Raw genomic sequence first — 14755 nt, 5'->3', positions numbered from 1 at the left:
TTGGACAAAAATATAATGTACAAACGCATATATGAAGTCTACAATAAATGTAATATAACCTCGCTGCCAATAAACTGTTTTAAAATATTGGATGCATATAATATAAAATATATGTCTTTTTCATCCGCAACTGAAAAACAGAAGTGTCATCACGCTACAAGTGATGCCTTTACCGTTAAAAATACTGTCTTTTATAATGATACTGTTTTTGAAAGACGCACCGCTTTCAATATAATGCATGAGTTTGGTCATTATATTATGGAAATTCCTGACGGAACTGAAAAAGATGAAGATGATGCTGACTATTTTGCAAGCTGTATCTTAGCACCGCGCATTTTAATACATCATCTTACATCCAAAAAGAATGCTGATGAAATACATGATTTGTTTGGTTTATCTTACGCTGCTTCCAATATGGCAGTATCAGACTATAAAAAATGGATTTTAAATATCCAGACTAAGCCCAACAGAGCGCCCAGTGATTCCGAAAAAAAACTTTATTTATTGTTTAAGCCTGAAAAAGTTACTCCGCAGCCATGTCCTGTAATACAGGAAAAGATTGCCGCAAAACAAGAAATATCTCATTCTGACATTACAAATGAACAATGTAAACGCTGGATTGCATATCTCCAAAAGAGAGAGAAGAAAAAGGGCTAGGGAAATAGCCGAGAATGAAAAAAGAATTCAAATATTGCAGAAGTATGGTTATAATTTTTATCAGGCAGCTGAAAACGATAATCTGTACGGTCATGAATTGTGTTAAAAAGGAGGGGTAAATAAAATTATGCCACTCATTAAATGTCCTAGATGTGGAAGCCCAATTTCAAACAAAGCTGTTCAATGCCCAAACTGTGGATTGCAGTTTTCACCAAATACAGGAACCTTTTCCAAAGACGCATTAACACATAAAGTAATCCCTATTTGTCCAGAATGTGGCTCTCATGATATTTTCTATACAACTGCAAAAGAACCAATACCATTGGATATGGGTACTGTTATTTTATATATTGTGTTAGCATTAACCTGTTGTGGGCTTTTTGTCCTAATTCCTATTATGCTTTCTCCAAAAGAACGGACTGTTACTTATGCTACATGCAAGACTTGTGGTTATCATTGGAATACCGCTGAACACAATATGGTAACGAATAAAAAAATTATTCTAAGCAAAGAAAATAAGAAAAAGGAACTTATAATAGGAGTACTCAGTATTGCAATCTCTCTAGCAATAATTATCGTATGCATATTGGTATATAACAACTACTCTTAATTATGGAATATTTATGGATGCGAATTAAATTAATTAGAGAAGGATAAATAAAATTATGCCGTTTATTAATTGTCCGAGATGTGGAAAACCAATTTCAAATAGAGCTGTTCAATGTCCAAACTGTGGTTTTCAATTTGGGCCAACTGGCGGGATATATTCCAAAGACGCATTGCAAGGTAAAATAGTACATCCTTGCCCTGAATGTGGTTCGATAAATATCACATACCAAACCATAAATGAGCCTATAAAGACAAGTTGGTTAATGATAATTGGTTACATTATTCTTGCTCTTACATGTTGTGGCCTTCTTGTCCTTATCCCAATATTGCTTCAACAGAAAAATCGCTTAGTAACTTACGCCACGTGTAATGAATGCGGCTGTCATTGGGACGTAAATAATCCTTGTACAAATACTAATCAGTTGGCTAACAACAATATAAAAAAAGAAGGCTCTCTTTCCGATTATATTATGATAATTTTGGCTGGACTAATTATCCTGCTCTTCATCATTATTAGTGTTATCCTGTTAAAGAAATAAAAAAAACCGCCCCAGTGCTACCAACACCAGAGCGGAAAATTGAATACTGTACGGGCCAGAGGGCCGGTAAAGCATTCCGTAGCAAGATTATTTTACCACAAACCTCCGGCACCTGTACAGGTGTTATTTTTATACAAATTTTTAGGAGGTAAAATTATGCCAACAGCAAAAAAACTACCATCTGGCTCTTGGAGATGCCAAGCATTCAGCCATTATGAAATGGTGATCGATCCCAAAACTGGAGTTCAAAAGAAGAAACGCATTTATGAATCCTTTACCTGCGACGATCCATCTCGCGCTGGAAAACTAGAAGCTGAAAAAGCTGCTCTTGAATTTCTGGAAACAAAAAAGAATCACGCATATTCCAAAATGACCCTCCGTCAGGCCATCGATAAATATATCACAGATTCTGACGCTGTCTTATCGCCAACTACAATAAATGGTTATAAAATAATCCGCGACAATGGATTTCAAGATTTAATGGATCTGCGGCTTAGGGATATAACCAATGATAAACTGAGGGAAGCTGTTAACAAGGAATCTAAGCGCCCATCTACGAGTAAAAGAAGCAAAGGGCAGCCAATATCACCTAAAACTGTTTCGAACGAATTTGGGCTGCTTACGGCAGTTTTAAAGCTATATCATCCTAAGCTTAATACAGATGTAAAATTACCTGCCAAAATTAATAACATGAAGGAACTGCTTCCTCCTGAAGTTATTTTTAATGTGGTATGCGGTACAAAGATTGAGCTGCCCGTCTTATTGGCAATGTGGTTGAGTTTCACCATATCGGAAATAAAAGGGCTGACAAAGTCAAAGTCTATCCAGGGAAATTATATCACCATCGTAGAAGTCGTTGTACATGTAGCAGGTGAAGATATAGCAAAAAAACAGGCTAAAGAATTTACTCGGACCCGTCGTCACAGAATTCCACCATATATAAAGAAATTGATAGATAACGTGCAAACGGATCAGCTTGTTACGATGAGTGGTAAAGCCGTCTCAAATAAGTTTAGCCGTCTGCTTGAGAAAAATAATCTTCCTCACATATCTTTTCATGACCTCCGCCACGTTAATGCTTCTGTAATGGCAATGCTCAAAATACCTGATAAGTATGCACAGGAGCGCGGCGGATGGAAAACCGATGCAGTTATGAAGAAAACATACATGCAAACCTTTTCTGACGAAAGGCGGCGTGTAGACAATATTATTGATGATTATTTTGAAAGGCAAATTGGTTTGGAAGAAAATTCAGATTCCTTACCCGGTTATATGGAATGGCTAAATGCTATGGGCTATAAAGACACACCCGCCCTCCGTGAAAAATATAAAAATTTCACGCAAAATATAACCTAAATGCTTGAGAATGCAACACGAAATGCAACACATTAAAAAAAAGTACCGCAAATACGGTACTTTTCTCATGGAGTAGACGGGAGTCGAACCCGTGTCCAAAAGCCCATTCCCTGTCCTTCTACTATCATAGTCAATTCTTAGACATTCCCTCCATTAACCGGAAATTGACATCCGGTTAACTTCAGTAGCTTCATAATACGTCCACAGGCTCAAAGCTTTGCCTGTGCCGTTTCCTACAAAGTCGATGCCTGAGTCTTAAAGTGTAGGTGCTCTAAGTCAGACAACACAGCATTAAGCTGCTGCGTAAGCTAAAGTATTGTCTTCAGCGTTTGTATTTAGGTTTGGATTTAACGCATTCCTGCGGATAGCTTCTCCAGCTGCAAGACCCCTGTCGAAACCTTGACTACCCCTTATTCAATTAAAAACTTTTGGTACCGTTAGTATACACACCTTTTCTGCTCTTGTCAAGGCGCACCGGCGGGAATCAATAAAGATTCTTCACCTTGAATTCCCTCTCCGTATCCCTTCTGGCATCCTTTTTAGCAATATCCTGCCGCTTATCATACATTTTCTTGCCTCGGCAAAGGCCTATTTCAATTTTAGCCCTTCCGTCCCTGAAATATACCTGGAGCGGCATTAAAGTGTAACCTTTTTCCGCCACCTTTCCAGTCAGCTTCATAATTTCCGCCTTATGCATGAGCAGCTTTCTCACCCGGAGCGGATCCTTATTAAAAATATTTCCTTTTTCATACGGGCTGACATGCATTCCATTTATGAATACTTCGCCCTTATCTACGGTGATAAATGCCTCCTTGATGCTGCATTTACCCATACGGAGTGATTTTACCTCCGTTCCGTGCAGCACCAGGCCAGCTTCATATTTCTCTTCCACGAAATAATCATGAAAAACTTTTTTATTATTGGCAACCAGTTTCTGTGCTTCCTTCGCCATCGTCAATCCCCTCTTCTTCATGCGGCAGGACAAAATCTATAGTCCGTGTAAACCTGTCCGCAAATTTCACTTTTACTTTCAGCTTTTCTCCCAGCTTATATGCTTTCCCGGTCTGGGTTCCCCGCATCTCGCAGGCGGCTTCATCATAATAGTAATAATCCCCGGGCAGCATGGATACATGAACCAGGCCCTCCACGGTATTAGGCAGCTCCACATAGAGTCCCCAGGCCGTCACACCTGAAATCACGCCTTCATAAATCTCTCCCACATGCTGTTCCATATATTCTGTTTTCTTCAGTTTGTCAGTTTCACGTTCGGCTTCATCCGCCCTCCGTTCCAGCTGGCTTGACTGCTTTGCCACCTGGGGAAGAATCTGCTGATAGTGTGCCGTTCTGTCCTCATCCAGCCTCCCGCGAAGCTGTTCCTTAATGATGCGGTGAATCTGCAAATCGGGATAGCGCCGTATGGGAGATGTAAAATGACAGTAATACTGGCTCGCCAGTCCAAAATGGCCCGTGCATTCCGTTGTATACTTCGCCTGCTTCATGCTGCGCAGCGTCAGCCTGCTGATCAGCGCCTCCTCCGGTGTCCCTTCCACCTTATCCAGGAGCTTCTGCAGTTCCTTCGGGTGTATCTCTTCCTGCCCCGTCTTCATGGTATAACCGAAATTATTGATAAAAAGGCTGAGACGGTGCACCTTTTCCGGATCCGGATTATCATGGGTCCGGTAAACAAACGGCGTCTGAAGCCAGTAAAAGTGCTGTGCTACCGTCTCATTGGCCAGCAGCATAAAATCTTCAATCAGCTTAGTAGCCGTATTCCGTTCATAAGGCTTTATCTCCAGCGGATGTCCGGATTGATCCAGGATTATTTTACTTTCGGGGAACTCAAAATCAATTGCTCCTCTGCGGCGGCGCCTCTCTCTGATTACAGAAGACAAATAAGCCATATCCCGGAACATAGGGACAAATTCTTCATAAGCGGCACATTCCTCCGGGTCTTCCTTTTCAAGAATTTTTGCAACACTTGTGTAGGTCATCCGGCGGTCCACACGGATAACGCTTTCAGCTATACGGTAATCCACCACTTCCCCTTTATGGTTTACCGTCATAAGGCAGCTCAAAGCAAGGCGGTCCTCTCCTTCATTCAGCGAACAGATACCATTGGACAGTGCATGCGGGAGCATGGGGATTACCCTGTCCACAAGATACACGCTGGTGCCTCTTTTTAAGGCTTCTCTGTCCAATGCGGAATTTTCCTGCACATAGTTGGAAACATCTGCGATGTGGACGCCCAGGCAATAATTCTCTCCATCCCTCTCCAGGCTTACTGCATCATCCAGATCCTTGGCATCTTCACCATCAATGGTTACCATAGTCAACTCCCGCAGATCAAGCCTTCCGGCCCGGTCTGCTTCCGTAACCTCAGTACCGCTGCGCTGCGCCTGGTTCATCACCTTCTCCGGAAAACCTTCCGGAAGATCAAAGCTTCTTACAATGGACATAATATCCACGCCGGGATCATTGATGTGGCCAAGTATTTCAACCACTTTTCCCTCCGGGCTTTTCCGGCGGCTTCCGCCATAATCAGTGATTTCCACAACGACTTTCGAACCGCTCACAGCCCCTTTGGAACGTTCCTGGGATACAAAGATGTCCGAAGGCAGCTTACTGTTATCAGGAATGACGAATCCAAAGCTGCGGCTCTTCTGATAGGTTCCAACAACATGGGACATGCCCCTTGCTATAATGCGGCATACTTCCGCTTCCTGTCTCTGTCCATGCTGTCCGGGAAGCAGGCGTACTTCTACCGTATCCAAATGATACGCACCGTTAACACAATCCTCAGGGACATAAAGGTCTTCTTCCCGTCCGTCTATCTGCACAAACCCGAATCCCTTCTGATGACTGGTAAAAACCCCCGTCAAAAGCTGCTGTTCAGGTTTAGAATATCTTCCTCTTTTATTAATTTGAATTTTCCCTTCTGAAAGGAGCTCCTGCAGGATCCTTTTGAATTCGGGACGATCCTCCGGCTCTACCAGCATGATGCAGGCAAGTTCCTTTTCACGCATAGGGACATAGCTGGGGTCTTCCATCAGGCCCAGCACCTTAAGTTTTCTGGCTTCTGTTTTATTTTCTGTCATAACTCCTCTGTTTCTGTAATGCAGCGCAGTTTTCCCCTGGAAAGCCTGCGCAGACCGGAAAAAAATAAGCACCCCTGTTTGCATACAAGAGTGCTTTGGTAGTTAAAATTTGGATATATTCAGAATTGCTGCAATAACAATAAAGGAGATTGCAAGGTACTTGGTAATCTTTACTAAAGTTCCTTCCATGGAACGTCCCTTGTTCTTTCCCCAATATGTCTCTGCCGCACCGCTGATAGCTCCCAGACCGGCCGCTTTGCCTTCCTGCATCAGTACCAAAACTGTCAATGCAATACAAATTATTATAAAAAGCACTGTTAATATTATTCTCAGAACTGCCATTTCTACACCTCCTAATGCCAAGCAATTGTTAGTTTACCACATCAGACGGATATTTACAATATATAAAATAAAATAATTCAAAAATGCTGTACATGCCGTAACAGGCCAGACAGGTCTGAACTGTTACTACACGCCGGTTACTGTGAAGGAACTGAACAGTTAAAAAAAGAACCTGTACGCCGCACACAGCGCACAGGCCCTTTAATTATTCAATCACATATCCAGAAAGTGGTAATCTATATGATTATCTACCAAACTGCATATCGTTGTTACCGGAATCGGTTTCCCACATTTCCAGCATGTTGATCGGGTCATTGTAGTCTGCCAGCCAGCCTTCACGACAGAAGTCGAACTGTCCCTGCTTTCTTTCATCAAGGAATACGGACCACTCACGAGTCTCAACAGTCACATTAACACCGATAGCTGCAAGATCCTGCTGAATAGCTTCACCAATCTTTACGTTACCTTCGGAATCGTTGGTAAGGTATGTCATGTTGATAGGAGTTTCAGGGGACAGCATGCCGTTTTCATCAAATACATATCCAGCGCTTTCAAGAAGAGCCTGAGCTTCTTCAATATTAGCGTCTGTCAGTTCAGGGTCATAATAACCAACTTTATCTTCTACAGGATAGGTATAAGCATCATCATTCATTCTGAATTCACCACCGTTACCATTAGACATTCCGGTAGGGATGAAGGTATTGGCGATTTCCTGATCAGCCTGGGCAATTGTATCAACAATATACTGACGGTCGATTAACAGGCTCAGAGCTTTTCTCATATCAGCTGCCTGCTGAATGGTCTTGCCCTTGAACAGATCACTGTTAACATTGAATCCGCAGTAGTAGGTTCCCAGAGTAGGAATCTTGTGGAATTCAGGTGTATCCTTTACAGTTGCCATCATATCTGTTGCGATAGTATCTGAGAACTGCAGGGAACCATCCTTGAATGCATTGTAAATAGCTGTATCATCGCTGCTGAGCATGAATTCAACTTTTTCAAGAGAAACCTTGTCAGCTGCATAGTAGTTAGGGTTCTTCTCATAAGTCATGGATTCATTGTGCTTCCATCCTGTACAAACCATCGGGCCAGAGGATACGAAGCCAGCTTCTGTACACCATGCTCCCGGGTTCTCAGCATATCCTTCAGCGCTTTCGATGTTAGCCTGAGGAACAGGATAGAATGCAGGGAATGCACACAGGTCAAGGAAATATGCACAAGGAGCTACAAGGTTAACGGTAAAGGTCTTGCCGTCTTCAGAAGCAGCAACATCCAGAGTTCCGTCATCTTTGGTCTTAATAACGGTGGTCAGGTATGCATAGTCAGCTCCCGTATCAGGATTAGCAAGTCTCTGCCAGCTGTATTCAACATCTTTGGCAGTCAGCTCTGTGCCATCGGACCATTTCAGACCGTCCTTCATAGTGAAGGTATAGGTCAGGCCATCTTCAGACATCTCATATGTATCTACAAGATCGGGTGTAAGCTGTCCATTCTCATCATACATGAACAATCCGGAGAAAGCCAGGATTGCAAGACATGCACCGTCTACTGTGGAGTTCAGAGCCGGATCCAGTTTGTTGGGTTCAGATGCAATCTGAAGTGCCAGCGTATTGGTAGGTGTGGTTGCAAATCCAAAATACTTGAAACCAAACAGGTTAGCATAGATACCTTCTACATCAGTCTTCTGAAGATAAACATCATTATAATAGTAAAGCGGAATAACAGCCCATGTGCTCATCAGCTCGTCTTCTGCTTCATGCATAAGCGCTTCACGCTTCTCCAGATCTGTTTCCAGTCTGATTGCAGCGATTCTTTCATCATACTGCTCCCAAGCAGGTGCTGCTTCGCTGGACGGGCCATGTGCGGTCGTTCCTGCTTCTTCTGCTACGGTGGATTCTTCTGCTGCTGTTGTTTCAGCTGAAGATTCTGCGGTGGTTTCTGCTGTAGTTGCAGGGGTATCACCGGTAGATGCGTTATTGGAACCACATCCGGCCAGGGTACTTACAACCATGGAAGCAGCCAGCGCTAATGCCAGATACTTTTTCTTCATAATCATTTCCTCCCATGAATAATAATAGATACGATTTATTATACAACGTCCTTTTCAAAAAAGAAAGAACAAATTGTATCAAAATTTGAAAAACAGGATAAATATTGCAGAAAAAAGGCGGTTTAGGCCAAAAAAATGCGGTTATCAGCCCTTCTTACAATATTTATGCTTACAGCGGGATACGGCAAAGCAGCCGTTCCCGCTGTTATTGCTTATTTATTCCAGCACGCAACCTGATGTCCGTCGCCTCTGTCTGTCAGGGGAGGACATTCCTTTGCACACTGCTCTGTTGCGTACTTACAGCGAGTGCGGAATGCACATCCGCTGGGCATATGCAGCGGGCTTGGCACATCTCCCTCCAGCACGATACGATGCCTTTCCCTTGCCATTTTCGGATCAGGATAAGGCACTGCGCTTAAAAGCGACTGGGTATAAGGATGGATCGGATTCTCGTTGAGTTCGTTGGAATCCGCAATCTCCACGATTCTTCCCAGATACATAACTGCAATTCTGTCTGAAATATGATGCACTACCAACAGGTCGTGGGCGATAAACAGATATGCAACGCCCAGCTTCTCCTGCAGTTCTTCAAACATATTAATAACCTGCGCCTGAATGGAAACGTCAAGCGCACTGACCGCTTCATCACAGACAATGAATTTGGGATCCGTTGCCAGCGCCCTTGCAATACCGATACGCTGGCGCTGTCCGCCCGAGAACTCATGGGCATAACGGGTAGCATGCTCCGCATTCAGTCCGACCAGTTCCATCAGGTTGATGATTTTGTCACGGCGTTCTCCCCGGGAGGTATAGAGCTTGTGTACATCCAGAGGCTCTCCGATAATATCCTCTACCGTCATACGGGGATTCAGGGATGAGTAGGGATCCTGGAATACCATCTGCATTTCTTTTCTCATATGCCTGACGGTGGAACCATCCACTTTTTCCCCGTTATAAAATACTTCTCCGCCGGTGGGCGTATACAGTCTTAAAAGAGAACGTCCTACCGTCGTCTTGCCGCAGCCGGATTCACCTACCATTCCCAGTGTTTCACCGGGTTTGATGGCAAAGGATACGCCATCCACCGCTTTTAAGGGAATAGTTTTCATGAAACCGACTTTTATGGGAAAATACTGTTTGAGATCCTTGACCTCAACCAGATATTCGCTTTTATTCGTTGTTTTTGCTTCTTTACTCATGTTTTCTGCCTCCTTGCTCCGCCTCCATTGCGGCCTTTACATTCAGCCAGCAGGATGCGTAATGTCCGTCAGGCATCTGCATTTCCTGGGGAACCTCCTCAATACAGATCTTCATGGCATTTTCACAGCGGGGGCAGAAAGCACAGCCCTTGGGCATATTCAGCAGGTTAATGGGAGTACCCGGAATCGGGATCAGCTTTTCACCGATTCTGTCCACGTTCGGGATGGAACGCAGAAGCCCCTTCGTATATTCATGACAAGGGCGATAGAAAATATCTTCTGCCGTACCTCTTTCACACACACGTCCGCCGTACAAAACGATAATTTCATCGCACATATCTGCAATAACACCCAGATCATGGGTTACCATGATAATCGCCATTCCCAGCTTCTTCTGCAGTTCCTGCATCAGTTCCAGTATCTGCGCCTGAATGGTAACATCCAGAGCAGTAGTCGGTTCATCAGCGATCAGGATATCCGGTTCACATGCCAGCGCCATGGCGATCATGACACGCTGACGCATACCGCCGGAAAGTTCGTAAGGATACTGCTTTACACGCTTTTCAGGTTCATTCACGCCCACAAGGGTGAGCATTTCCACGGCACGCGCTTCCGCCTCTTTGCCTTTTCTGTCCGTATGAAGCTCAATCGCTTCCCGAAGCTGGTTGCCCACGGTGAATACGGGATTCAGGCTGGTCATGGGATCCTGGAAAATAATGGAGCAACATTTTCCGCGGAACTCCCTCATCTTCTTTTCTGAAAATTTAGTTACATCTTCTCCTTTATAGAGCACCTGGCCGCCCTTAATGCTGCCGTTGCTCTCAAGGATGCGCATAATTGAATATGCCGTAACGGATTTCCCGGATCCGGATTCTCCTACAATACCCAGGATTTTCCCTTTGTCAAGATTAAAAGAAATACCGTTTACAGCCATTACCTCCCCATTATCAGTTGTAAAGGAGGTACGAAGATCTTTTACCGAAAGTATATTATCACTCATTTTATTATCTCCTTAATCTCGGGTCAAATGCATCACGCAGACCATCACCCAGCAGGTTGAAAGCCAGGGTAATCAGACAGATAAGCAAGGACGGGAAAATCAGCTTGTAAGGATATACGCTGATACCCGCTCTAGCCGCATTGGCCAGGGAACCAAGAGAAGGCATGGGAGCCTGAACGCCCAGACCGATAAAGCTCAGGAAGGACTCCGTAAAAATTGCGGACGGAATCTGCAGGGCTGCGGAAATAATGATAACACTGATGCAGTTGGGCAGGATATGCTTGCGGATAATTCTGCCTGATTTTGCTCCGCTGACCTTGGCTGCCAGAACATATTCATTCTGTTTGATTGTCAGGATCTGCCCGCGTACAAGTCTTGCCATACCTGTCCAGTACAGAAGTCCGAATACAATAAACAAGGAAATCATATTCGTACCTATCTTCTGCAGCGCCGGGAACTGATCCACATTCAGCACCTCACGGAGTACGACTGAAAGCAATACTACCATCAGCATATCCGGAAGGGAATATATAATATCTACAATACGCATCATAATAAGGTCGGTCTTGCCGCCGAAATAACCGGAAATACTTCCGTACAACACGCCTATTATCAGAACAATAATCGCGGCAAACACACCTACCGTCAGTGAAACCCTGGTACCATAAACAACACGTACAAAGTAGTCACGGCCCATTTCATCGGTACCCATAATATGAGGGAACACCTTTCCGCCTTCTGCGATATAGGCCTGTTCCTTATCAGAATACTGGAAAGGCGCCATATTGGAAGCGGTCTTGTCACGTTTGCCATTTACGGAAATGATCTGGGAATAAGAATACGGCACTACATGTGGTACAATCAGAATCATTGCAACGATAAGCAAAAGGACGATAATACTGCCTACCGCAAGGGGATTCCTCATCAATTTACGCATGCCGTCACGGAAGAAGGAAACGGATTCGCTCATGACATCCTGCTGCTTCTTCTCTTCCTCTGTAGCTTTCTCAAATTTCTTTAAATCTATCTGTAAGCTCAAAGGAGACTTTTTCGGCATTTCATCTATATTTTTTACTTTATCCATTACTGGCCTCCTCCTTAATCAAGTTTAATACGGGGGTCTACAAGCTTGTAGACAATATCCGTCACTAAATTCATGGTTACCATCAGTACCGCCAGGAAAATGGTCGTACCCATAATCATGGGATAATCACGGTTAGTGATGCCGTCTACGAATTTCGCGCCGAGTCCGCCGATGGTGAAGATTTTCTCCACAACAAGGGAACCTGTCAGAATGGATGCCGTCATCGGTCCCACATAAGTGATAACGGGAATCAGGGCATTTCTTAATGTATGCTTAAAGATAACCTTCCAGCGGGCAACGCCTTTCGCTCTCGCCGTACGGACATAATCCTGTCCCATAACGTCAAGCATGCTGGTCTTGGTAAGACGCGTAATATAAGCCATTGGATATGCTGCCAGCGCAATGACCGGAAGGATATAATTCTGATGATTGGCATCCCATACCGGTATCCACTTCAGCTGGACACAGAACACCAGCAACAGCAGCGTGGCAAACACGAAGCTGGGCAGGGACGTAAACAGGGTTGAAAAAAAGATAATCAAACGGTCAGGAAGCTTATTTCTCGTCAAAGCCGCAAGGCTGCCGAAAACAAGACCTAACGCAAGAGCGACCAGAATCGCCATTCCTCCAAGCTTTGCAGAAACCCGGAAGGATTCGAAGATCAGAGTCTTAATATCACGGCCTGTCTTGGTGGAAATTCCAAAGTCTCCGTGAAGCAGGTTGTTCATATAGATCACAAATTGTTCAGGTATGGGCTTATCCAGATTGTACCTTTTTTCCAGAGCTGCTTTAACCTCCGGGGATACTGCCTTCTCACCATCGAAAGGTCCTCCGGGGATCGCATTCATGGCAAAGAATGTGATACCGCAGACAATCAGTATGGTTACTATTGCGAGAAGGATTCTCTTTACAACGTATTTTGTCAACTGAAACACTCCTTTTCTGTTTGTACTGGCCATTGTTCCTTCTGAGTAATACAGTCCAGCGACAGCAATGGCTGTTTTTTTTAAAAACTGACCTTCTTGCCTGTTGTGTCTTCCACAGAAACACATGTATTATTCTCGTGCGGACACTCAGGCACTAAACAATGACGCCTGGGAAACCAGCCGTCCTGCAATTTAAAATCCTGCGGACCCCACAGAATTTTCTGCTGCTGTCGTAACATCATCTGTCTAATATTACACAGATCTATATCATACCAGCTTTTCAAATATACCACAATACTAACTTCGATGCAAGAATTTTCCCTGGCAAAACGTGAATTTCCAAAAATTTATTACACAATCGTACAAATTAAGGCAATTTTTTATTTTTTTGCCAAATAAAAAACGGAGCGCATCCACCTGGGATACAGCCCCGTTTCTCCTGTTTCTTCTATTAATATAGCAATTCTAATCAGATTTTATTAAAAGGTTCTTTATAACAAGCGGCGCAGCCCAGTTCTTCTTCAATGCGAAGCAGCTGATTATATTTTGCCACCCGGTCCGTCCTGCAGGGCGCGCCTGTCTTAATCTGCCCTGCATTCACCGCAACAGCGATGTCTGCAATGGTGGTGTCCTCCGTTTCGCCCGATCTGTGGGATATAATCGTTTTGTAGCCGTTTTTCTGGGCCATGCTGATGGCTTCAAAGGCTTCGGACAGCGTGCCTATCTGATTCACCTTTATCAGTATCGCATTGGCAACGCCCAGTTTGATCCCCGCATCCAGCCGTTTGGTATTCGTAACAAAAAGATCATCTCCAACCAGCTGAACCTGCTCTCCCAGTCTTTCAGTGAGCATTTTCCAGCCATCCCAGTCATCCTCAAACAGCCCGTCCTCTATGGACAAAATCGGGAATTCACGGATGAGTTGCTCATAATAATCTACCATGGCTTCCGAATCCCTGTAGACCTCGCTTCCGCTCATCCTGCTTTCTCCCGGGAAATAATAGCGTTTTGTTTTCTCATCATACAGCTCGCTTGCCGCCGCATCGATTGCAATTTTGATATCCTGGCCGGGAGCATAGCCGCTTGCTTCTATGGATTCCACAATCAAACGAAGAACGTCGGATGAGCTTCCCAAATCGGGGGCAAAGCCGCCTTCATCTCCTACTGCCGTGGATAGGCCTCTCTCTTTACATATTTTTTTCAGGTTATGGTAAATTTCCGCACAAACACGAAGACCATCGGCAAAGGTATCGGCCTGAACCGGCATTATCATGAATTCCTGCAGATCCACCGTATTGTCTGCATGCTTGCCTCCATTGAGGATATTCATCATGGGAACCGGCAGCTGTCTTGCATGTATCCCGCCCAGATACTGATACAGCGGAAGCTCAAGTGTTTTTGCCGCGGCTTTCGCCACTGCCATGGAAACTCCCAATGTTGCGTTTGCACCCAGGTTTCCTTTATTATCCGTACCATCGGCATCCATGAGGATACGATCTATCTCAAGCTGGCAGAGGGCATTCTTTCCAAGCAGAGCTTCTCTCAGCTTTGTATTCACATTCTTCACCGCTTTCTGCACGCCCAGGCCGAAATACCGGGTCTCCCCGTCACGCAGCTCCACCGCTTCAAACTGTCCAGTGGACGCGCCGGAAGGAACCGCCGCCCTGCCGGTAACCGAATTTTCCAAAGTCACCTCCGCCTCAACCGTCGGATTTCCCCTGGAATCCAGAATTTCTCTCGCACGTACATCAGTAATCTCCAAAAACAAATGCATACCTTCCTCACTTTCTGCTGCCGCAGGGCAGCTTTAAAATCAGTGGAAAAATCCCTTTTCCGGCAAACCATGCGGACAGATTTTTCTATCCTACATAGTATTTTCCGAAAAAGGGATTTTTAAC

Annotated in this window: 12 protein-coding genes and 1 other RNA gene; 3 read left to right on the top strand and 10 right to left on the bottom strand. The window is 44.4% G+C overall.

All coding sequences use genetic code 11. The features are described 5' to 3' along the window. The 3 genes from DXC51_RS27070 to DXC51_RS27055 all read left to right on the top strand — a co-directional run bounded on the left by DXC51_RS27070 (window position 1) and on the right by DXC51_RS27055 (window position 3161). A complete protein-coding gene (locus tag DXC51_RS27070) occupies window positions 1-657 on the top strand; it encodes an ImmA/IrrE family metallo-endopeptidase (protein WP_117545801.1) in 657 nt (218 codons plus the stop codon). 127 nt (window positions 658-784) lie between these two features. Next, complete coding sequence (locus tag DXC51_RS27065) at window positions 785-1267, top strand: zinc-ribbon domain-containing protein (RefSeq protein WP_117545800.1); 483 nt, start codon at window positions 785-787, stop codon at window positions 1265-1267. A gap of 694 nt (window positions 1268-1961) precedes the next feature. Then, window positions 1962-3161, top strand: a complete 1200-nt coding sequence (locus DXC51_RS27055; RefSeq protein ID WP_117545798.1) for a tyrosine-type recombinase/integrase — start codon at window positions 1962-1964, stop codon at window positions 3159-3161. 65 nt (window positions 3162-3226) lie between these two features. Here DXC51_RS27055 and ssrA read toward each other — a convergent pair. The 10 genes from ssrA to eno all read right to left on the bottom strand — a co-directional run bounded on the left by ssrA (window position 3227) and on the right by eno (window position 14631). Beyond that, window positions 3227-3571, bottom strand: a transfer-messenger RNA (tmRNA) gene (ssrA, locus tag DXC51_RS27050). A 74-nt stretch (window positions 3572-3645) separates the two neighbouring features. Then, the gene (gene smpB, locus DXC51_RS27045) at window positions 3646-4113 is read right to left on the bottom strand and encodes an SsrA-binding protein SmpB (RefSeq protein WP_021636304.1); all 468 of its coding nucleotides are present in this window, start codon (window positions 4111-4113) and stop codon (window positions 3646-3648) included. After that, window positions 4079-6256 (bottom strand): ribonuclease R, encoded by a 2178-nt coding sequence (rnr, locus tag DXC51_RS27040; RefSeq protein WP_035321891.1) that lies wholly within the window; start codon window positions 6254-6256, stop codon window positions 4079-4081. The genes smpB and rnr overlap by 35 nt, the downstream gene beginning before the upstream one ends. 102 nt (window positions 6257-6358) lie before the next feature. Next, a complete protein-coding gene (gene secG / locus DXC51_RS27035) occupies window positions 6359-6598 on the bottom strand; it encodes a preprotein translocase subunit SecG (protein WP_021636302.1) in 240 nt (79 codons plus the stop codon). Between the two features lie 244 nt (window positions 6599-6842). Beyond that, window positions 6843-8648 (bottom strand): peptide ABC transporter substrate-binding protein, encoded by a 1806-nt coding sequence (locus DXC51_RS27030; RefSeq protein WP_025490241.1) that lies wholly within the window; start codon window positions 8646-8648, stop codon window positions 6843-6845. Between the two features lie 212 nt (window positions 8649-8860). After that, on the bottom strand, window positions 8861-9847 hold the full coding sequence (locus tag DXC51_RS27025; protein ID WP_021636299.1) for an ABC transporter ATP-binding protein: 987 nt from the start codon (window positions 9845-9847) through the stop codon (window positions 8861-8863). Continuing rightward, window positions 9840-10847: an ABC transporter ATP-binding protein gene (locus DXC51_RS27020; RefSeq protein ID WP_021636298.1), complete on the bottom strand. Its 1008-nt coding sequence runs from the start codon at window positions 10845-10847 to the stop codon at window positions 9840-9842. Before DXC51_RS27020 ends, DXC51_RS27025 begins: the two co-directional genes overlap by 8 nt. Before the next feature lie 4 nt (window positions 10848-10851). Continuing rightward, on the bottom strand, window positions 10852-11931 hold the full coding sequence (locus DXC51_RS27015; RefSeq protein WP_021636297.1) for an ABC transporter permease: 1080 nt from the start codon (window positions 11929-11931) through the stop codon (window positions 10852-10854). Between the two features lie 14 nt (window positions 11932-11945). Next, complete coding sequence (locus DXC51_RS27010) at window positions 11946-12857, bottom strand: ABC transporter permease (RefSeq protein WP_025490243.1); 912 nt, start codon at window positions 12855-12857, stop codon at window positions 11946-11948. Window positions 12858-13326: 469 nt separating this feature from the next. Beyond that, window positions 13327-14631, bottom strand: coding sequence for a phosphopyruvate hydratase (eno, locus tag DXC51_RS27005; protein WP_021636294.1), 1305 nt, complete (start codon window positions 14629-14631; stop codon window positions 13327-13329). Window positions 14632-14755: the final 124 nt, after the last annotated feature.

Source organism: Eisenbergiella massiliensis (assembly GCF_003435485.1).
This window is presented reverse-complemented; position numbering and strand designations above follow the sequence as displayed.

Coding starts and splice junctions, on each gene's coding strand:
- DXC51_RS27065 (WP_117545800.1), top strand. CDS start 785: ATGCCACTCATTAAATGTCCTAGATGTGGAAGCCCAATTTCAAACAAA.
- DXC51_RS27055 (WP_117545798.1), top strand. CDS start 1,962: ATGCCAACAGCAAAAAAACTACCATCTGGCTCTTGGAGATGCCAAGCA.
- smpB (WP_021636304.1), bottom strand. CDS start 4,113: ATGGCGAAGGAAGCACAGAAACTGGTTGCCAATAATAAAAAAGTTTTT.
- rnr (WP_035321891.1), bottom strand. CDS start 6,256: ATGACAGAAAATAAAACAGAAGCCAGAAAACTTAAGGTGCTGGGCCTG.
- secG (WP_021636302.1), bottom strand. CDS start 6,598: ATGGCAGTTCTGAGAATAATATTAACAGTGCTTTTTATAATAATTTGT.
- DXC51_RS27030 (WP_025490241.1), bottom strand. CDS start 8,648: ATGAAGAAAAAGTATCTGGCATTAGCGCTGGCTGCTTCCATGGTTGTA.
- DXC51_RS27025 (WP_021636299.1), bottom strand. CDS start 9,847: ATGAGTAAAGAAGCAAAAACAACGAATAAAAGCGAATATCTGGTTGAG.
- DXC51_RS27020 (WP_021636298.1), bottom strand. CDS start 10,847: ATGAGTGATAATATACTTTCGGTAAAAGATCTTCGTACCTCCTTTACA.
- DXC51_RS27015 (WP_021636297.1), bottom strand. CDS start 11,931: ATGGATAAAGTAAAAAATATAGATGAAATGCCGAAAAAGTCTCCTTTG.
- eno (WP_021636294.1), bottom strand. CDS start 14,631: ATGCATTTGTTTTTGGAGATTACTGATGTACGTGCGAGAGAAATTCTG.